This window comes from Kitasatospora sp. NPDC007106, from assembly GCF_040634455.1.
In the GTDB taxonomy this organism is placed as follows: domain Bacteria; phylum Actinomycetota; class Actinomycetes; order Streptomycetales; family Streptomycetaceae; genus Kitasatospora; species Kitasatospora arboriphila.
The window spans coordinates 1-18,109 of the sequence record NZ_JBEYFP010000020.1; the positions used below are offsets into that span (position 1 = coordinate 1).

An 18,109-nucleotide genomic window follows, 5' to 3' on the forward strand; every position below is an offset into this window, starting at 1 on the left:
CGGGCGTCGCCGAGCCCAACGCCATGGTGGTCTCCACCGCGGCCGCGGCCGGCGCGGCGGCACTGGCGGCCAACAGCGCGGGCACGGCCGGTGCGGCGCCGGCCGGTGCCGCCGTCCGCGAGCTGTCCGGCGTCCCGGCCGCGGCCGGCCGACGGGCCGGCGGACACGGCCGCCACACCGCCGGCAGCCCTGTCGGTGTCGGCAGTGCCGTCGGTGCCGTCAGTGCAGCCGGTCGTACGTCCTGAAGGTGTAACTCGCGTCGTACGAGAGCAGGTTGCCACTCGCCGCCGGAAGGCCGAGCCGGTGGGACAGCAGCCCGGTCAGCGGGCCGCAGCCCTCCGGCGCGGGGGCGGCGAAGCCGTCGTCGTACGCGGAGAAGTGGATCAGCGGCGGGTTCCGGGAGACCCACTCCGAGGAACCCGCCCGCTGGAAGTGCAGGCTCACCGGCGCGCTCCGCCCGATCTCGCAACCGTCCGGCAGCAGCGGGCCGGAGAGCCGGAAGCGCATCTCCATGCTGCCGGTGTAGAAGTCCGAGGCGCCGCCGTACTCCGCCTCCAGCGACAGCCCGAGCACCGGGCTGCGGTCCCCGGCCGGGGTGCCGGTCAGGCCGCCGGGCACCACCACCGGGCCGCCGCCGTGCCAGGCGCCCCAGACCTGCCCGGGCGTGCCGTCCGCTAGCGGGCCCTCGGCGTGCACCATCATGATCGGCCGCAGTGCCGGGAGGTCGGCGGCGCCCAGACGCAGCTTCGGGGTGGCCAGGTGCACCTCGCACCGCCAGCGGGCCGGGTCGACCCCCTGCGGGAGCTCCGGACAGTCGGCGTAGCCGGCCTCCAGCGCGGCCAGTTCGGCCTCTGGGGTCGCAGCGGACACCGTGGCCGTGGACACCGTGGCCGTGGACGCCGCGGCCGTGGACGCCGCAGGGCCTGCGGCGGCGGGAGTGTAGGCGGCGGGGACGGTGTCGGCCGCCTGTGCGGCGGAGGGGGCGGCCAGGGCGAGGCCGGTGGCCGCGAGGACGGTGACGGCGGCGATCCCGGCCCGCCGGATCCGGCGGGGGCGGCTGGGGCGGCTGGGGCGGCGGGAGCGGTCGGCGTTCTGAGCGGCGTGGGTTTCCATGGCGGCCAGCCTGCTGCCCGGGGCCCTCCGGCCGACATCGGTGAGAGCCCGGACGGCGCCCGGACAGCACCCTGACGCCGGGTCAGGGGCGGCCCCGACGGCGGCCCGGAGGCCGTCAGCGCAGGGCGGCGCGCACCGCCGCCGACTCCGCGGCCACCGCCCTCGCCTCCTCCTCCGGCCCGGCCGGTTCCTCTGCATCGACGTGAACGGTCGCCGCGACCAGGCGCGGCACGGCCCGTTTCAGCGCCTGCTCGGCGGCCTCCGCGACCCGGTGGCCCTCCGCCACGGTGAGCGAGCCGTCGACCGCCACCTCGGCCTCGGCGCGCAGCGCGTGGCCGATCCAGCGCATCCGCAGCGCGCCGACCGCCCGCACCCCGTCCACCCCTCGCAGCCCGCGCTCGGCGGCATCCACCAGCGCGGGCTCGACCCCGTCCATCAGCCGGCGCCCGACCTCGCGCACCGAGCTGCACAGCACCGCCAGCATCACCACGGTGATCACCAGGCCGACCAGCGGATCGGCGACCTGCCAGCCCAGCGCCGAGCCCCCCGCACCGAGCAGGACGGCCAGCGAGGTGAGCCCGTCGGCGCGCGCGTGGACGCCGTCCGCGACCAGCGCGGCCGAACCGATCCGGCGCCCGGTGCGGATGCGGTAACGTGCCACCCACTCGTTGCCCAGGCAGCCCACCACCGCCGCAGCCGCCACCGCCCAGACGTGGCCCACCTGTTGCGGGTGGAGCAGCCGGTCGACGGCGGTCACGGCGGCCAGCACGGCGGACGCCGCGACGGTGGCCACCACGGCCACCCCTGCGAGGTCCTCCGCCCGTCCGTAGCCGTACGTGAAGCTGCGGGTGGCGGCGCGACGGCCGAGCAGGAAGGCGATGGCGAGCGGGACGGCGGTGAGCGCGTCGGCCGCGTCGTGCACGGTGTCGCCGAGCAGCGCGACCGAGTCCGAGAGCACCACCACACCCGCCTGCAGGACGGCGGTGAGGGCGAGGACGAGGAGCGAGATCCACAGGGTCCGCAGCCCGTCGGCGGAGGTCTCCACGGCCTCGTCGACCTTCTCGGAGGCATGGTGGGTGTGCGGGCGGAGCAGGTGGCCGAGTCGGGCGGGGGCGCCGCGGCCGTGGGTGCGGTGGCAGTGACGGTGCTCGTGTTCGTCGTGCACGTCGCGCAGGACGTGTTCGTCGCGTTCGTCGTTCGTGTCGTGTGCGTCGTGGCAGGGGCGCTCGTGGGACTGGTTGGGCTGGATGGGCCGGTGCGGCTCGTGGGGGTGGACGTGGTGGACCGGACGGTCCCGGAGGCGGGTGCCGTGGGGGACGGCGCCCTGGGGGCGCGCGCCGTCCACATGCGCGTCCGAGAGGCGCTCGGCGGGGTCGCGCGGCGCCCGGGTGCGCGGATCCCGGCCGTGCGGACCCCGGGAGTGCGGGTCTCCGCCGGGTGCGGTCCGCGGGGGGTGCGGGTGATCGGATGGATGCGCCGGATCCGTCATGCGCCCCACGGTCGCACATCGACACCGCTGCAGCCATCACCGCCGTACCCTCCGTGACCAGGTGCGATACCCTCGCACCTGCCGGAGGCCCCGACAGGTTGGCTGATTGGCCGTCATATCGCAGCGAGCTCAGGCCGGTTCCCGCTCTCCCCGACGGGGCTTGTCACCCAAAGCGGCCGCGCGAGGGCCTAGAGTGAGCACCGGGCTACCCTTCCGACGCGACCAGATCGAGAGGCTGATGTGACTGATCGTCATGTCCCTGCCATGGTATCGATCAGCCCCGCCGCCGACACCGGTCTGGCAGCCATGCCCCTGGAGTTCGCGGCGTTCTGCGAACTGCACCGCCCCCGCTACCTGAGTTACGCCAAGGTCTGGTTCCACGAGCCGACCGCGGCCGGCCGGGTGGTCGACCAGGCGTTCTGCACGCTCGCCCAGGTGTGGCCCGAGGTCCTGGGCAGCTCCAACCCCACCGCCATCGCCTGGCAGATCCTGCGGAGCACGGTCGCGGAGTGCGAACGCCCGAACAGCGAGCCGCTCGCCGAGCACCGCCCGGCGCCGGCCGACGAGGACCTCGCGATCCTGCACTACGTGGTGGGCCTGGCCGCACCCGAGATCGCCGACGTGGTGGGTGCGGAGACCGCCAGCGTCGCCGGGCAGCTCCGCCACGCCCTGCGCCGCATGCCCCAGGAGTGGTGACCCGGGTCACGGGAAACCGGTGATCCGAATCACCGCACGCCCTACTGCCGGACGGTACCGCGCGGGCGAATGATGATCTCCAGTCGACCGGACGGAGAACCCACGTGTCCATCGAGCACACCGTCGCCGTGTTCGAACAGCAGGCCGTCGCCTGCGCCGAACTCGGCTCCCCGCTCTACGCCGCCCTGCTGCACGCCGCTGCGGCCGACGTCCGCGAGGGCGGGCCCTGTGCGGCGGCCGTCGCCGGCCACGAGGACGACGCCGGGCCGCAGGCCGTGGCACTGCGGCTGCTGGGCGGCGTGCACGCCCTGGTCCTCACCGGCCGGGCCCCGGAGCTCGCCGCCCACTACCCGAGCGCCGGCGGCAGCGTCGACCCCGCGCGGCCCGACACCGCCTGGCCCGCATTCCGGCAGGCCGTCGCCGACAACCTGCCGTGGGTACGGGACTGGCTGACCCGGCCGCCGCAGACCAACGAGGTCGGCCGCTCGAACCTGCTGATCGCCGGTCTGCTGCACACCCTGGGCGAGCGCCGCCTGCCGATCCGGCTGATCGAACTGGGGTCGAGCGCCGGTCTCAACCAGTTGGCCGACCGCTTCCACTGCTCCTCCCCCGGCTACTCCTGCGGGCCCGCCGATTCGCCGGTCCAGCTGCCGGACGCCTGGCGCGGCACACCGCCGTCCTGGCTGCCCGCCCGGGCCGAGCCGTTGGCCTTCGCCGAACGCCGAGGCTGCGACCTCGCTCCGATCGACCCGCGCTCGGCGGAAGGCTCGCTGGCCCTCCGCGCCTACCTGTGGCCCGACCAGCCGGCCCGCACGGCCCGGCTGAAGGGTGCGCTCCGGCTGGCGGCGGAGGTGCCCACCCGGGTCGAGGCCATGGGCGCCGCCGACTTCCTGGCCGGTGCCGAGGTGGCCGAGGGCATGCTCACCGTGGTCTGGCACTCCGTCATGCGCCAGTACGTCCCCGCGGAGGAATGGGCGCGGGTGGAGGACGAGTTGGCGCGGCTGGCCGCCTCCTCCTCTCCCACGGCGCCGTTCGTCCACGTCGCCTTCGAGCCACGGCGGATCGGCGACCGGCACCGGTTCGTGCTCGCCGTCCGGAGCGGCACCGGCCCGGTGGAACTGCTCGCCGAGGCCGCCCCGCACGGGCTGCCCGCCTGGCCCGCCGAACCGGGCTGGACAGCGGCCTGAGACAGTGGCCCGGCGGCCTGAGGCAGTGGCCCGGCGGCCTGAGGCAGTGGCCCGGCGGCCTGGGACTGCAGCCCGGACGGGAAGTCGTGCGCCTGCCTCAGGAGGCGGTGGGCAGGCCCGTGGGGCCCGGCCCTGCCGCAGGCGGCGGCAGGGTCGGCCCTGCGGCAGGACCGGCCCTGCGGCCGGAGCGGGTCCGGCACGGGTCAGAGGCGGACGCCGGTGACGTCGTACAGGTGGTGCACCGGGTCGTGGATCAGGTAGTGCGAGAAGCTGTCCACGGTGAACCGCGCACCGTCGCTCCGCAGACCGGTGCGCTGCCACTGCTCGCCGGACACCCCGGCGAAGGACTGCGCCAACTGCTCGGCCGCGGCGGCCAGGTCCGCGCTCACGGTGGTCGGGTCCTGCTCGGCGTAGCGCTCGGCGACCGCCGTCGCGTCCTGGTCCCAGTTGGCGAAGGCCGGGGCCTCCTCGGTGAGCATCAGCACGAGCCGCCGGTCGAAGAGCCGGAAGACGTCCCGGACGTGGCAGGCGTACTCCAGCGTGGACCAGACGTCGGGCTGCGGACGGCACCGCAGCTCGGCCGGGTCGTCCGCGAGCAGCCGCTGCCACTCGGCGGCGTTGGCGCGCACCATGCCCGGCACGTCCTCGCGGACGACGGCCGGGGTGTCCAGGCCGCAGTCGTCGCAGGAGCGCTCGAGGACCCAGGTCCAGTCCTTGGTGTCAGGAGTGATCATGCGTCCAGGATGCCGTCGGCCGTTCCCGCGCCACCAGTGGCGGGAACGCCAGCCACCGCCAAGATGCTGCCACCTGGCCCTCTCCGCAGGTCACCGGGTCGGTACGGAGCGCGAGGGCGCACTCCTCGGGCGGCGGTGCACGGCGGCGCGCGGCGGCGGCCGGATATCGCGGGCCGGCCTCGCGCCGGCCGTTCCGGCGGCGGCCCGGCAGGCCCGCCACGGCGAGCAGACCCACCGTGAGCAGACCGGCGCCCGGTGCGGCCTGCCGGGCTCGACCAGCGGGCCGGACGGGCCGGTGACCGCACGTCGGACCGGGCGACGGGAACGGCGAATGCCGGGGATGCGGGGCATCAGGAGGTCCTCGTTCATGGCCCCAATGGCAGCACGATCCGGACGGCCCCGACGTGATCCGCCCCCAGCCTGTGGATAACTCGGCTGTTCCGGAGATCCTTCATACCTTCGAGTGATCCCGCTGGTCCGCCCCCGGCCCGTACCGCCGGACGGCCCAGGGGCAGCAGGCGGCGGGCAGCGGACGGCCGAGGCCCGAAAATGCGTTGCGCGCGGCCGAGGGCGTCCGCCGAGAATGACGAAGTGAACGTCGCTGCCCCCGATACCTGGTCCATCGCTCCCGCGCCGGTCGACGATCCCGACGCCCGCACGGTGCTGCACGCCTACCTGGACGAGCTGATCAGCCGCTACTACGGCCGGCCCGCCGAGGAGGCGGAGATCGCCCACGAGGCCGGCGACGGCGCCGACCTGCTCGGCGACCGCGGAGTCTTCCTGGTCGCCAGGGCCGGCGGGGCACCGGTGGCCTGCGCGGGAGTCCGCTGGCTCGCGGCGGACACCGGGGAGCTGACACGCGTGTTCGTCACCCGGCCCGCCCGCCGCGGCGGCGCCGGACGGCGTCTGGTCACCGCCGCCGAGGAGGTCGCACGGGCCCGCGGGGTGAGGCGGATGCTGCTCAACACCCGCCGCGACCTGACCGAGGCGATCGCGTTGTACACCTGCCTCGGCTACCGCCCGACCGACCCCTACGGCGACGACCCGTACGCCGAGCTCTGGTTCTCGAAGGAGCTGGTATGACCGAGCACGGCACGACCACGACCACGACCACGGCGCAGACCGCACACGACCCACCGGCCACCCCCGCCGGCATGACCATCCGTGCGGCCACCCCGGCCGACTGGCCCGCGATCTGGCCGTTCCTCCGCGACATCGTCGCGGCGGGCGACACCTACACCTGGCCCCGGGACATCTCCGAGGCCGACGCCCGCGACATGTGGCTCAAGCAGCCACCGGGCCGGACGGTGGTCGCCGTGGACGCCGACGGCACTGTCCTCGGCACCGCGGAGACCCACCCGAACCAGGGCGGCCCCGGCTCGCACATCGCCAACGCGGGCTTCATGGTCGACCCGCGCCACGCCCGGCGCGGAGTGGGCCGCGCCCTCGGCGAGCACGTCATCGCCCAGGCCCACGCCGACGGCTACCGGGCGATCCAGTACAACGCCGTCGTCGCCACCAACCACCGGGCCGTGGCGCTGTGGAAGTCCCTGGGCTTCGAGACCGTCGGCACCGTCCCCGAAGGCTTCCTGCACGCCGAACTCGGCTACGTCGACCTGCTGGTGATGTACCGCAGGCTCTGAGCCGAAGCCGAAGCCGAAGCCGAGGCCGAGGCCGAGGCCGAAACGGGAACCGGGCACGAGCCGGAGCCGGACGGCCTACCGGCTGCGTCAGCCCGCCGCCAACGCTGCCCGGAGCCGGACTGCCAGCCGGTCCATCTCCTCCGGGCCGACCGCGGCGGCGGCGTCCTTGCCGAGCAGACCGAACACCCGCGGCCCGCGCAGTTCCTCCGGCTGGTCGGGGCTGCGCGGCACGACGTGGAAGTGCACGTGGGCGAAGCCCTCCGCCTCGGCGAACTGCGCGACGTACGTCTTCGCGCAGCCCGTCACCTCGGCGAGCGCCCTGGAGAGCCGGACCTGCCAGGTACCGAGGCCGGCGGCCTCCGCGTCGGTCAGCTCGGCGACCGCCGTGACGTGCCGCCGGGGCAGCAGGACGAGCCACCCCGGCAGCGCGGAACCGAAGGCGTGGGCGACCCGCCAGTGCTCGTCCCCGGCGATCGACTCGCGCGGAGGCAGGCCTTCCGGGTCTCCTGTGCGAACACATGTGTAACAATCCACGGCCGCGAGCCTAGTGCGGCGACAGCCGTCCGTAATCAACGATTGTGGAAACCCCGGCTGTTCAGCCGGTGGTGGTGTCGTCGTCCTGGACCGCACAGATCGCGTCGATCGCAGCCTGCCCGAGACCGGGGAACACCGACGACAGCATCGCCTCGCAGACCGCCGCCTCCTCGGGCGTCTTGGGCCCGTCCGCGAACGCGGGCGCCGGAGCGGCGAACACGGTGGCGGCAGCGGCGAGCGCGAGAACGGCGCAGAGCTTCTTGAACATCGGACGGCCCTTCGGGTACTGGGGACAAGTAGTCCACCAGTACCCGAAGGGCCGTCGTGACCTGCGAACCTTCCGCCGTTCGTAGGCGTGTCAGCTGTAGGGGCTACCGCCCGCCGGAGGCTGCTGCGGCGGGTACTGCTGGTACGGCTGCGAGGAGCCGAACTGCTGCGGCTGGCCGTTGCCCTGGCCCACGTACGAGGACTGCTGGGGCTGCCCCTGACCGGCGTACGGCGCCTGCTGCTGCGGCGGGAACTGCTGAGCACCCGGACCGTACGGCGGCGGGGTCGGCGGCACGAAGCCACCACCGCCTCCACCGTTGCCGCCACCGCCGCTGCCGTTGCCGCGCGACCGCCGGACCAGCACGATCACGCCGCCGATCACCACCAGCGCCAGGACACCGACGATGGCCAGCACGTACACCGGGATGCCGCCGTCCTCCTTCGCGGCGGAGCTGTCACCGGGTGCCGTGCTGTTGCCCGGGGCCGGCTTGGACGCCGCGGAGGACGGCTTGCCCGACGGGTCCGCCTGCGACTCCACCCGGGTGAGCAGCGGGTTCTCCTTCGGCCCGTTGTCGACCGCAGGGTTCGGCGCGAGCGCGCCCTTGGCGGAGGCGATGCCGTAGCCGTACTTGCTGTTCGGGACGGGCGACTTGTCCGGAGGAGCGATAGCCGACTTGATCATCCGGTTGATGACCTGGCCCGCCGAGAGGTTCGGGTACTTCGAGCGGACGAGCGCGGCGATGGCGGAGACGTAGGCGGCCGCGCCGGAGGTGCCGTTGCCCTTGCCGTAGCTGGAGGACGACTTGGCGGTCGCACTGTAGATGTCCACGCCGGGTGCGGCCAGGGTCACCTCGGGACCGCTGTTCGACTTGGACCAGATGTTGCCCTGCTGATCCACGGCACCGACCGACACCACGCCGGGGAACGCGCTCGGGTACTCAACAGGATGGTCTCCACCCGTGTTACCCGCAGATGCGACCACCACTACGTCTTTTTCGACGGCGTACTTGACGGCATCTCGGACCCCAGCCTCAGCACTCGAACCGGAGATCGACATGTTGATGACCCGTGCACCGTGATCAACGGCATACCTCAGGCACTCAGCCAGGTTGCCGGACACCATGCTTCCGCTGTCGACGTCGAAGGTTCCAATCCGAACCGGCAGGATCTTGGCCTTCGGCGCCAGGCCCATGACCCCGGCCTGATCTCCGTGGCCGTGCCCGGCAATCAGGCTGGCCATGGCCGTTCCATGACCGACCTTGTCGGTCTTGTAGTCCAAACCTTCACCGGAGCAGTCCGTGCCAGGAAGCACCTGACCCGAAAGGTCCTGGTGTTCGGCGACTCCGCTGTCGATGACGGCTACGGTGACGCCTTCCCCCTGGCTGATCGGCCAGACATCCTTCGTGGCGTGGTAGTTGTTCAGTGGCCACTGGCCGTCGCGAACGGTGTCCGCGCTCGCCGGTGCGGCACCGATTCCCCACACCAGGGCGCCCGCAGCAAGCACGGCCATACCCCGCATCGGTCGGTTGGTCGTCAAGCCGTCGTCACCTCATCCGTCCGGTGGGCGTCTCGTCGCGGGAGCAGCGACGAGACGCCCGATCAGCTGTGGGTGCACCTGAGGGTGCTGGGGATCATTCCACCACGTCGGGGTTGACCCGCTCCCCCGACGCCCAGGTCTCCTCGTCCTCGACGAGGTAGTCGGGACGCCGCTTGTCGTCCTTCTTGTCCTTCTTCTTGCCGGCCTGCGAGCCGGGCATCCCGTGGCCCTGGCCACCCGCTCCGGCAGCGCCCTGTCCCGGGCGGTTGCGCCCGAGGCCCGATCCGCCCTCAGTGAAGGAGCCGCGTCCGGCGCCGCCCGCCCCGGGCTCGCCGACCACGCCGCCACCGCGACGCGAAAGGCTTCCGCCCGCGCCGCCACCGGCCGACCGACCACCGGCGCCCGAGCCGAGGCCGTTGCCGCCGCCCATGCCACCCGAACCGAAGGCGTTACCGCCACGGCCGAGGCTGCCTCCGGTCCCACCGGATCCACCGCGGCCGAGACCCGTGCCGCCGGTGCCACCAGTACCGCCGCGACCGCCACCACCACCCAGACCGGTGTCGAAGACGCCGCCGCCCCCGTGCTGGCCCCCGCCACCGCCGCCCGGGCCGGTGTGACCGGGACCGGTGCCGGGGCCGCTCGTGGTGGGCGGCCGGTTGGTCACCGTGGCACCGTCGATACCGGTGCCCGGTCCAACAGGCGTCGGCGTCTTGGGCTTGGGGGTGGGGTTCGCGGTACCGCCGCTGATGCCGCTGTCGGTGATGCGGGCCGTGGAGGTCTTCGGCGACTGCGGCGAGGCCGTCGAGGAGGACCGGCGGGTCGTGGAGGAGCCCGAACCGGTGCCCGAGCCGGAGCCGCCGGTGAGACCGAGGCCGCCACCGACCAGCAGGCCGCTGATGGCCGACGCTGCGGACGAGTCCGGCGGTTGAAGGTCCTCGATGTCCTCTCGACCGATACGGTTGGGCGGCTTCAGATTCGCTGTCGCCGTGCGGTACTTGGCCGCAAGCGTCTCCATGACCGCGACCGCCTGGGCCTTCTTCTCGTCGGTGACGGCGGTCCTGGTGTCCTCGTCGTCAACGCCGACGGTCGACTTGGCGGTGTCGCTGAGCGCGTCGCCGGCCTTGTCCCAGAAGCTCGGCTCCTCGGGCATGTCCCGCTTGGCGGTGTCGATCGCCTCGGACATCATCTGCATGGTCTGTGCCGCGTCATTGGCATAGGCTGCGGCGTTATTGACGGCATTCGCGAGCCTGCTCATCTTCGCGTAGAAGGCGTCGCTGGTCGCGCCCTCCCACGAGGAGGTGGCGTCCGCCGAGGCGGTGTTCAGCGCCGTGCGGATCTGCTTGAGCGTGTCGGCGGCCTTGCGCCAGGGGTCGCTGGCCGCCATGACGCCGCCGGAGTCCATCGACTGGACCATGCCGCGCATGTCACCGTGGCTGTAGCCGTTGAAGTTCGTGTATCCGCTCATGCTCGGACGCCTTCCGTCCCCGTCCCGAAATCGGCCTCAAGCTGACTGTCCCTGTTCAGGACATCGTTCACTACCACGACGGTTGCGGGTCCCCGCTACCTGCCGGTGAACTCCCCGCGGGACCCTTCGGGCCCACCGCAGGACCGGCGGCGCTGTTCGACCGGTAGGCCGCGGTAACGGGCGCAGCAGTGCTGCCCACGGACCAGCCGTCGGAGTTGACCTTGAGGGCGTGGGAGGTCTCGTGCTCCTGCTCCTCGTAGTTCCGTGCTGTCAGTTCAGCCTTGTGCTGGGCTTCCTCGATTGCCTGCTGAAGCGCATCGAGGACCTCGCGCAGGCTGTCCCGCATGTCCTGATACTTGGCGTGCAGCGCCTCGGCCTCGGAGAAGGTGCCGAATGCGCTGCGGCTGACCCCGCTCTGGCTGTGCACCCGGGAGCCGCCCGCGGCGGACTCGAACTCGCCCAACAGTCCCCGTACCTGCGACGCGAAGGCGCGCAGGTTGTCCACTTCCACGCGGTAGCCGGAACCGCTCCCCGTGCTCACGTCTTTCGTGCCTCCCCCGTACTTCCTGGCGTCATGACCCGGGTCTTGACCCTTATGTCTAACACATGCCACGTCGGGCCAAAACCAACCCCTCACTGGCCGGGCCGGGCCTCCCGGCTGACCTGCGGCTGGGCCGGGTCCGTGAACTGTCGGCCCGTCAGGCGACGGCGGCCGCCAGCGCGCGGCGGCAGAGCGAGTCGGCGCGCCGGGTGGTCTCGGGGAGGCGGAAGGAAGGGGTGAGGGCGAGCGTGGTCTCCACCGCTTCGGCCAGGCCGATGCGGTGGCCGACGGAGACGAAGACCGGCTTGACGCCCTGCCGGGTGCGGACGGCCCGGCCGACCTCTTCGCCGGCGTCCATCAGCGGCGACCAGGCGCCGCGTTCGGGGCCGGGCGCCTGGTGGGTGAACGTGAACGGGGTCTTGGCGACGCCGATGGTCCGCAGTCCGGTGTGGACGCCGAGGTGGCTGGCCAGGCCGAGGCGGCGGGGGTGGGCGAGCCCGTACCCGTCGCAGACCACGAGGTCGGGCTCGTGCTGCAGGGCGGCGAGCGCCTCCAGTACGGCCGGGAGTTCACGGAACGCCAGCAGGCCGGGGAGGTAGGGGAAGGCGACCGGGCCGACGGCGGTGGACTCGTCGACGACCTCCAGCGTGCCGTAGTCGAGCAGGACGGCTGCCGCGGCGACCACGTCCCGCTCGTCGTCGTAGGCCACGTCCACGCCCGCCACCAGCGAACCCACCGCGGGCGCGGGTCCGGTCGCGGACACCAGCGGCCTCAGGCGCTTCTGGACGGCGAGTGCCTCGGCCTCCTCGACCGGCCAGTCGGCGGGAACGCTCACAATCTCCCCCAAGTGTCATGACGGTGTTCCGACGATCACCGTACCGACCCCGGCCGGGCAGGGGCGCAGCGCCGTGGCATCGGGGGCGGCCGGTCGTGAACCCGTGCGCCCCTCATGCCCGGCATATGCGGGATTACGCTGGACGTAGAGGTCCGCCGTGCTGGGTAGACCTCCGAAGGGCCCTCTCCGGGGCCCATCGACCAGGCACTGCCCCGACACTGACCTGAGCCCCGACCTGGCCCCCGACCGGGCTCCCCCACCGACTCCGCATGAAGGACTGACCGCCATGCCGCGTCCGACGCTCCCTCAGATCTGCACCGGCACCTTCACCGTCGTCGTATCGGCCGTCGCCCTGTTGGCGGTCTCCGGGTCCACGGGCGTGTTCGAGGTCGCGGTGCTGGTGGCCTTCGCCGTGGCACTGGGAACGCTCGCAACGGCGCTGTTGATGACGCTCTCCGCGCAGCGGCGCACCGACCGCGGTGTGCCGGCCGGCGCGGAGCCGGCCCGGGAGGCGGCGACGGTGCCCGGGCCCCGGCCGGAGTACGCGGGCCGGTCCTGACCGTCCGCCGTACCGCACCTGCCTCCGCACCGCACCTGCCTCCGCGGGCCGCGGCCGGTCCTGACCCCGGCGGTGGCCCGCGGATCGTTCCACCGGCTCTGCCCGGACTGGCCGGACCGGCTCGGTAAGGTGGGCGTCAGACCGCGGTGGAGACCACCACCGTCTTCGCCGCCTTGTCGTGGATGCACTGCCGGTACGGCTTGTCGAAGACGCCGAACAGGCCGTCGATCGGCCACCAGAGTCCGCCGCAGCAGATCAGCGCGGGGACGATGAACACCGCGGCCCGGGTCCAGGCGGCCGCCGGGCCGGGCACGCTCCCGTCGGCGAGCATGGCGACCCGGACCTTCATCAGCTTCTTGCCGAACGTCTGGCCGTCCCGGCCGAGCATCAGGCCGCCGTAGACCAGCCAGAGCAGGTAGCCGAGCCAGGTCGCACCGACCCAGCCGTCCTGCTTGCCGAAGCTGGCGAACGGGACCACCAGCGCCACGGCGACCGCCTCGACCAGGACGAAGTCCACCAGGGTGGCGACGATCCGGTTGGGCCAGGCGCCGAGCGGCGGCATCCCGGGCACCGGACCGGCACCGGGCGCCGTACCGGGGGTCGGCGGCGGTGCCGCCCCGTGGCCGGGTCCCGTCCCGAAGCCGGGCGGCGGGGCACCGTAGGTCCCGGTGAAGTCGCCGGGGGTGTCGTACGGGCTGCCCGTCGGCGGCGGAGGCGGCGGCGCACCGTACGGGTCGGACGGCGCACCCGACGGCGTGCCCTCCTGCGGGGGCTGCTTGTCGAAGGAGGGCTTGCCGCCCCCTTCCGGCTCCTGGCCTGAGGGGTCATTGGTGCTCATGCACCGAGTAGAACATCGGATATGCCGCGGAATCGGCATATCCGGTACGTTTTGGCGGGGTTGCCGAACGGCTCACGACCGCCCGGAGAGGCGCCGACAGCGTGCCGACGGCGCGCCCTGCGGTGACGTCCGATCAGCCCTTCACCACGCGGGTGGCGGCCGCCCGGTCCTGCCATCCGCGGCGGGCCCGCCGGTCGAACAGCGGCCAGAGCAGGCCGACCGGCATCAGCACGGACAGCTGCCTGACGGCCCATCGCACCAGCGATCGGCCGAACGAGGGCGGTGTGCGCCGCCCGCTGCCGCCCCCTCGGGCGTCGACCACCCGGATCCGGACGAGCCGCTTGCCGAAGGTCTGGCCGGTCCGGGCCGTCGGCAGCACCTCGTACAGCACGCCGAACACCACCAGGACGCCGATCAGGACGCCCGCCTTGCCCAGGACGACGCCGTCGACCAGCCAGACCCGCACCTCGTGGCCCGCCAGCGCGGAGGCCGCCCGCGCCTGGTCGAGCTTCTCCCGGACGTGCGCGACGGCCTCCGTGCCGAGCGGCACCCCGGCCGCGGCCGCCACCACCAGGACCAGCAGGGAGTCTACGATCCGCGCGGCCAGCCGGCGGCCGAGCCCGGCGGACTGCAGCGCGGCCGGCTTCGGCGCCTGCTTCGATGCCTGCTTCGTCGCCTGCTTCGGGGCCCCCTTGCGTGCCGCCGCGGCCGGGCGCTGCTCGGCGGGGCGCTGCTCGGCAGCACGCCGACCGGACGGGGCCTGCCCCGACGGGGCCGGTGCGGACGACATCTGTGTCGACGGACGGCGGGCCGCTGCGGGCCGCTCGGCCACCCGCGGGGCGGCCGCCGCGCCGGCGCCGGGCTCCGGGGAACGGGACGCCGCGCGCTGCGGAGCCGCCGACCGGGCAGTCTCCGGCCGGAGCGCCGTGGCGGACGCCTCCCTCGGCACCCGCTCCTCACGCCGAGCCGGTTCGGAGACCGTACGCGCAGGCTCGACGGACGGGACCTCCGACAACGCCTCCACCGCAGGCACCGCCTCGGCCGCGACAGGCTCCGCGGGAGCAGGCTCGGTCACGGCGGGCACGTCGGGTTCGGCCTCGACCGTCGCCTCGGGTGTCGGCGGCGCCTCCGGCTCCTCCTCCGCCACCACCGGCTCGGGCGCCGCAGAGTGCACCGCGGAGTTCTCCGCGGCCTGCGCCTCGGCCGCCTCGGCCTCGGGGGCGGCGACCGCGCCGGGTGCCGCCTGGAGGGCCTGGGGGGCCCGGACGGGGGCCGGCGCCGGGAAGGACGGGGGCGCGGCCGCGTGCTCGACCTCGCCGAGCTCAACCTCCGCGCCGGTCGGCAGCACGCCCCAGGACACCCAGCGCGGGGCCGCACCGGTCTCCAGCAGGCCGCGCTGCGCCCTCGGATCGGCCTGCCACCCGGACCCGCCGGACCGCGCCGCGGGGATCCGCTCCTCCGCCTCCTGCGCGGCGGACGGCTGCGCCGCCGGGGTCAGGGTCTCGGGCAGGGCCTCGGGCGGAGCCGAGCGGGCGGACGGGACGACGACCGCGGCCGGCGGGGGCACCAGGGTCGGCGGAACGTGGCGCAGGGCGGGCTGCCCGGCCCGCACCGGTGCGACGTCCGCGCGGGGGCGCAGCTCGACCTCGGCGTGGGCGGCCATCACGAACGAGGCCCCGGCGGACGTCTCGTCGAAGTACACCGGCCCGGTCTGCGTGTCCGAGTCGGAGAGCGGCGGGGACGGCCAGTCCGGCAGCGACGGCATCGCCGGTGCCGGCACCCCGGCCGGTGCGGGTTCACCTGGTGCGGGCTCGGCCCCTGCAGGCTCGGCGGACGCGAACGCGGCCCCGGACCCGGACTCGGCGGATCCGGAACCGGAACCGGACCCGCTGGACGCGGACCCGGACTCGGCGTCCGGAGGCCCGGCCGGTGACGGCACGGCCGGTGCAGCGCCCGCGGAAGCGCCCGGGGCGGCCGACGGAGCGGAGGCCGGCACGGCGACGGGCGGGGCGGCGGTCGGCGGGACGAGCGGCGGGGTCTGCCGGCTGACGATGCGAGGCGGCTCCAGCACCTCGCCCTCGGCGGGCGCGGGGCGGGTGGTGCCGGGGACCCACCCGGTGCCACCCCAGTAACGGACGAAACCCGGGATGGACGGGTCCGGGTAGTAGCCCGGCATGGGGCCGACGGCGGTGTCCGCAGCGCCGCCGTTGGGTCGGTCCGTCATGCGGTTCTTCTTTCGTGGCAGCGCCGATGACGCTTGGAGCGCAGGCGGACAGTCGCCAGGCAGTCACAAAGGGTAGTACTTCCGCCCCGCCCTTCCCGTGGGTTCTCCGGAAAAACACTCCTTCCCGAACCCGTGTAAGAGCGCGCGGGCGGGCCGCTCTCCTCTCCCGAGGGGCCGAACGGCGGCCCGGTCGAGCGGAGAGGATCCGGCCATGGAGCAGACCCCGAGCGTGGTGGAACTGGAGCTGGACGTCGAGCTGGTGCTGTCGCCGGAGCGCAGCGTTCCGGTGCCGGCCCGGCTGTCGTACGGCAGCCACGACCCGCTGGCGGTGCACGTGACCTTCCACCTGGACACGGGCAACCCGGTGACCTGGGTGTTCGCACGGGAGCTGCTGGTGGAGGGGACGTTCCGGCCGTGCGGGCAGGGCGACGTCCGGATCTGGCCGAAGCGGTCGGGGCGGCGCGGGGTGCTGTGCCTGGCGCTGAGCTCCCCGGCGGGGGACGCGCTGCTGGAGGCGCCGCTGGCACCGGTGGCCGGGTGGCTGGAGCGGGCGCACCGGCTGGTTCCGCCGGGCGGTGAGCTGGCGGCCCTGGACATGGACCACTGCCTGGCCGAGCTGCTGGCGTGAACGGCGGGCGCGAGCGGCCCCACGCCCGGGTGAACGGTCACCCGGCCGCTGGGCTTCACGCCCGGGTGAACGGGCCCTGCGGCGTGCCGGGCCCTGCGGCGTGCCGGTGGGGCGCCGCCGACCGCTCGCCGGGTACGGCCACCGATCGGACGGGACGAGCGGGACGGTCCGGACGGCCACGGCACGCCGCGGGGGCGTGCCGACGCCGTACGTCCGTGCGGGAGGCCCTGGAGCCGGTCTTCGGAGGCCGCGGGCAGTCAGGTGCCCCCACGCGCCCCCAGGAGGCCCCTGTGAGGCATCCGTACGCCTGTGAAGTCGCGCCCTAGGCGCGGACGCGCCCCTCGGAGCGGCGGCCGTCGGCCCAGGAGCCGGGGCGCTGTTCGGGCAGTCGCAGCAGCGGCTCCCCGGCGGCGCGGCGGCGCGCCGCGACCCGGGCGGCGGCAGCGGCCAGGAAGCCGACGCCGACCAGCGGGTAGACCGCGGCGGGGATCTGGGCGAGCGGCGCGAGGTGCTGGTCGAGGTCGCCCTTGTGCGGGACGACCCACATGGCGAAGGAGAGGAAGGCGAGCAGCGTCGCGCCGAAGATCGGCCGCCACCGGAGCCGCCGGACGGCGACCGGCCGGGAGCGTTCGTGGGCGGCCTCGGCGGCGAGCAGGACGAGCACCGGGACGCACCAGACCCAGTGGTGGGTCCAGCTGATCGGCGAGATGAGGACGGCGGTGACCGCGGCGCAGCAGATGCCCCAGGCCTCGCCGCGGGGCAGCCAGCGGGCGCTGCGGTGGGCCCAGGCGGCGGTGGCGAGTCCGGCGACGGCGACGGTGGCACCGGCGAGGGTGGCCAGGGTGCCGGGGTCGGCGGTGTGCAGCAGCCGGGCGACGGCGCCGCGGACGGACTGGTTGTCGACGATCTCGGTCTTGCCGACGCGGCTGGAGTCGTAGAGGTACTTCGTCCAGAAGCCCCAGGTGGCGTCGGGGAGCAGCAGGGCGCCGAGGGCGAAGGTGCCGAGGAAGGTGAGGCCGGCGGTGAGGGAGGCCCGGACGCGGCCGGTGATCATCAGGTAGACGGCGAAGAGGCCGGGGGTGAGCTTGATGCCGGCGGCGATGCCGATGGCGACGCCCTTGGGGAGGCGGTGCAGCGGTCCGGCGGCGGCCGTGCCGCGGCTGTCGGGGCGGTTGAGGTCCCAGAGGATCAGGCAGGCCAGGACGAGGTTGATCTGGCCGTAGCGCAGGGTGGTGAAGACCGGTTCGAGCCAGACGCCGAGGCCGGTGACCAGCAGGATGCCGATCGGGCGCACCTCCCGGCGGGGCCAGCCGACGAGCTTGAAGGAGAGGTGGGCGAGGACGCCGAGCAGGACGACGTTGCCGGCGGTGATCGCGACCCGGAGGACGCCGATGCCGAACCAGGTGGTCGGCACGAAGAGCATCGCGGCGAACGGCGGATAGGTGGCGGGCAGGTTCCACTCGGTGACCCGCAGCGCGTAGAGGTCGTGGCCGTCGGCGACGGCGGCGCCCTCCGCCCGGTAGACGATCATGTCGACCATCGAGGTGCCGACGAAGTGCCGGACGGTGGCGTAGGCGAGCAGCGAGACCACGGCGAGGGCGGCGGCCGCGGTGAGCGGGCCGCGCGGGGCCGCGCGGAGGGCCTGCAGCGGGGCCCGGAGCGGGTTCCGGAGCTGTCGGCGTCCGGTGTCCGGGGTGGGCCGGGACTGCTGTTCGGGCTGCCGGTCGGCCGTCCGGTCGGCCTCGCGCACCGCTGTCACATTCCGCTCCGTCCGCCGGTGAACCAGCTGCGACACTACCCGACGCGTCCCGCGGACCCC

18 protein-coding genes and 1 pseudogene are annotated in these 18,109 nt (G+C 74.2%); 7 read left to right on the plus strand and 12 right to left on the minus strand.

Annotation, left to right across the window (positions count from 1 at the left end; translation table 11 throughout):
* Positions 1–245, plus strand: a pseudogene (locus ABZ641_RS04270) (hypothetical protein); the annotation flags it as partial.
* Here the strand turns inward: ABZ641_RS04270 and ABZ641_RS04275 are convergent.
* Positions 220–1,113, minus strand: a complete 894-nt coding sequence (locus tag ABZ641_RS04275; protein WP_359979050.1) for a hypothetical protein — start codon at positions 1,111–1,113, stop codon at positions 220–222. The pseudogene ABZ641_RS04270 and the gene ABZ641_RS04275 sit on opposite strands and share 26 nt — an antisense overlap.
* A gap of 115 nt (positions 1,114–1,228) precedes the next feature.
* A complete protein-coding gene (locus ABZ641_RS04280; RefSeq protein WP_359979094.1) occupies positions 1,229–2,278 on the minus strand; it encodes a cation diffusion facilitator family transporter in 1,050 nt (349 codons plus the stop codon).
* Positions 2,279–2,866: 588 nt separating this feature from the next.
* On the opposite strand from ABZ641_RS04280, the gene ABZ641_RS04285 reads away from it, so the two are divergent.
* Positions 2,867–3,298: a hypothetical protein gene (locus tag ABZ641_RS04285; RefSeq protein WP_344623455.1), complete on the plus strand. Its 432-nt coding sequence runs from the start codon at positions 2,867–2,869 to the stop codon at positions 3,296–3,298.
* A gap of 104 nt (positions 3,299–3,402) precedes the next feature.
* Positions 3,403–4,485, plus strand: a complete 1,083-nt coding sequence (locus ABZ641_RS04290; protein WP_359979052.1) for a DUF2332 domain-containing protein — start codon at positions 3,403–3,405, stop codon at positions 4,483–4,485.
* 203 nt (positions 4,486–4,688) lie between these two features.
* On the opposite strand, the gene ABZ641_RS04295 is transcribed toward ABZ641_RS04290, so the two are convergent.
* Complete coding sequence (locus ABZ641_RS04295; protein ID WP_359979054.1) at positions 4,689–5,219, minus strand: DinB family protein; 531 nt, start codon at positions 5,217–5,219, stop codon at positions 4,689–4,691.
* Between the two features lie 591 nt (positions 5,220–5,810).
* Here ABZ641_RS04295 and ABZ641_RS04300 point away from each other — a divergent pair.
* The gene (locus ABZ641_RS04300) at positions 5,811–6,302 is read left to right on the plus strand and encodes a GNAT family N-acetyltransferase (protein ID WP_344623452.1); all 492 of its coding nucleotides are present in this window, start codon (positions 5,811–5,813) and stop codon (positions 6,300–6,302) included.
* 71 nt (positions 6,303–6,373) lie between these two features.
* A complete protein-coding gene (locus tag ABZ641_RS04305; RefSeq protein ID WP_344623466.1) occupies positions 6,374–6,862 on the plus strand; it encodes a GNAT family N-acetyltransferase in 489 nt (162 codons plus the stop codon).
* A gap of 87 nt (positions 6,863–6,949) precedes the next feature.
* On the opposite strand, the gene ABZ641_RS04310 is transcribed toward ABZ641_RS04305, so the two are convergent.
* From ABZ641_RS04310 to ABZ641_RS04335, 6 genes are all read right to left on the minus strand, one after another.
* Positions 6,950–7,396, minus strand: a complete 447-nt coding sequence (locus ABZ641_RS04310) for an HIT family protein (RefSeq protein ID WP_344623451.1) — start codon at positions 7,394–7,396, stop codon at positions 6,950–6,952.
* Positions 7,397–7,457: 61 nt separating this feature from the next.
* Positions 7,458–7,664, minus strand: a complete 207-nt coding sequence (locus ABZ641_RS04315; RefSeq protein WP_344623450.1) for a hypothetical protein — start codon at positions 7,662–7,664, stop codon at positions 7,458–7,460.
* Between the two features lie 90 nt (positions 7,665–7,754).
* Positions 7,755–9,200 carry a type VII secretion-associated serine protease mycosin gene (gene mycP / locus ABZ641_RS04320; protein WP_359979057.1) on the minus strand — a complete coding sequence of 482 codons (1,446 nt, stop codon included), beginning with the start codon at positions 9,198–9,200 and terminating at the stop codon, positions 7,755–7,757.
* 94 nt (positions 9,201–9,294) lie between these two features.
* Entirely contained in the window at positions 9,295–10,665 is a 1,371-nt protein-coding gene (locus ABZ641_RS04325; protein ID WP_359979060.1) for a hypothetical protein, read from the minus strand.
* A gap of 70 nt (positions 10,666–10,735) precedes the next feature.
* Positions 10,736–11,170 (minus strand): hypothetical protein, encoded by a 435-nt coding sequence (locus ABZ641_RS04330; RefSeq protein WP_359979062.1) that lies wholly within the window; start codon positions 11,168–11,170, stop codon positions 10,736–10,738.
* Between the two features lie 193 nt (positions 11,171–11,363).
* Positions 11,364–12,041 (minus strand): endonuclease V, encoded by a 678-nt coding sequence (locus ABZ641_RS04335; protein WP_359979065.1) that lies wholly within the window; start codon positions 12,039–12,041, stop codon positions 11,364–11,366.
* Between the two features lie 286 nt (positions 12,042–12,327).
* Between ABZ641_RS04335 and ABZ641_RS04340 the strand changes: the two genes are divergently transcribed.
* On the plus strand, positions 12,328–12,600 hold the full coding sequence (locus ABZ641_RS04340; protein ID WP_344623445.1) for a hypothetical protein: 273 nt from the start codon (positions 12,328–12,330) through the stop codon (positions 12,598–12,600).
* Between the two features lie 136 nt (positions 12,601–12,736).
* Here ABZ641_RS04340 and ABZ641_RS04345 read toward each other — a convergent pair whose 3' ends face one another.
* Positions 12,737–13,438, minus strand: coding sequence for an RDD family protein (locus tag ABZ641_RS04345; protein ID WP_359979068.1), 702 nt, complete (start codon positions 13,436–13,438; stop codon positions 12,737–12,739).
* Positions 13,439–13,571: 133 nt separating this feature from the next.
* Positions 13,572–15,662, minus strand: coding sequence for an RDD family protein (locus tag ABZ641_RS04350; protein ID WP_359979070.1), 2,091 nt, complete (start codon positions 15,660–15,662; stop codon positions 13,572–13,574).
* 211 nt (positions 15,663–15,873) lie between these two features.
* Here ABZ641_RS04350 and ABZ641_RS04355 point away from each other — a divergent pair, with 211 nt between their 5' ends.
* Positions 15,874–16,290, plus strand: a complete 417-nt coding sequence (locus ABZ641_RS04355) for an SsgA family sporulation/cell division regulator (RefSeq protein WP_344623442.1) — start codon at positions 15,874–15,876, stop codon at positions 16,288–16,290.
* Positions 16,291–16,612: 322 nt separating this feature from the next.
* Here the strand turns inward: ABZ641_RS04355 and ABZ641_RS04360 are convergent, their stop codons facing one another.
* A complete protein-coding gene (locus tag ABZ641_RS04360; RefSeq protein ID WP_359979072.1) occupies positions 16,613–18,049 on the minus strand; it encodes a glycosyltransferase 87 family protein in 1,437 nt (478 codons plus the stop codon).
* Positions 18,050–18,109: the final 60 nt, after the last annotated feature.

What these genes read in the sequence shown, in the direction of transcription:
- ABZ641_RS04275 (WP_359979050.1), bottom strand. Translation starts at nt 1,113, where the DNA reads ATGGAAACCCACGCCGCTCAGAACGCCGACCGCTCCCGCCGCCCCAGC.
- ABZ641_RS04285 (WP_344623455.1), top strand. Translation starts at nt 2,867, where the DNA reads ATGGTATCGATCAGCCCCGCCGCCGACACCGGTCTGGCAGCCATGCCC.
- ABZ641_RS04295 (WP_359979054.1), bottom strand. Translation starts at nt 5,219, where the DNA reads ATGATCACTCCTGACACCAAGGACTGGACCTGGGTCCTCGAGCGCTCC.
- ABZ641_RS04305 (WP_344623466.1), top strand. Translation starts at nt 6,374, where the DNA reads ATGACCATCCGTGCGGCCACCCCGGCCGACTGGCCCGCGATCTGGCCG.
- ABZ641_RS04315 (WP_344623450.1), bottom strand. Translation starts at nt 7,664, where the DNA reads ATGTTCAAGAAGCTCTGCGCCGTTCTCGCGCTCGCCGCTGCCGCCACC.
- ABZ641_RS04325 (WP_359979060.1), bottom strand. Translation starts at nt 10,665, where the DNA reads ATGAGCGGATACACGAACTTCAACGGCTACAGCCACGGTGACATGCGC.
- ABZ641_RS04340 (WP_344623445.1), top strand. Translation starts at nt 12,328, where the DNA reads ATGCCGCGTCCGACGCTCCCTCAGATCTGCACCGGCACCTTCACCGTC.
- ABZ641_RS04345 (WP_359979068.1), bottom strand. Translation starts at nt 13,438, where the DNA reads ATGAGCACCAATGACCCCTCAGGCCAGGAGCCGGAAGGGGGCGGCAAG.
- ABZ641_RS04350 (WP_359979070.1), bottom strand. Translation starts at nt 15,662, where the DNA reads ATGACGGACCGACCCAACGGCGGCGCTGCGGACACCGCCGTCGGCCCC.
- ABZ641_RS04355 (WP_344623442.1), top strand. Translation starts at nt 15,874, where the DNA reads ATGGAGCAGACCCCGAGCGTGGTGGAACTGGAGCTGGACGTCGAGCTG.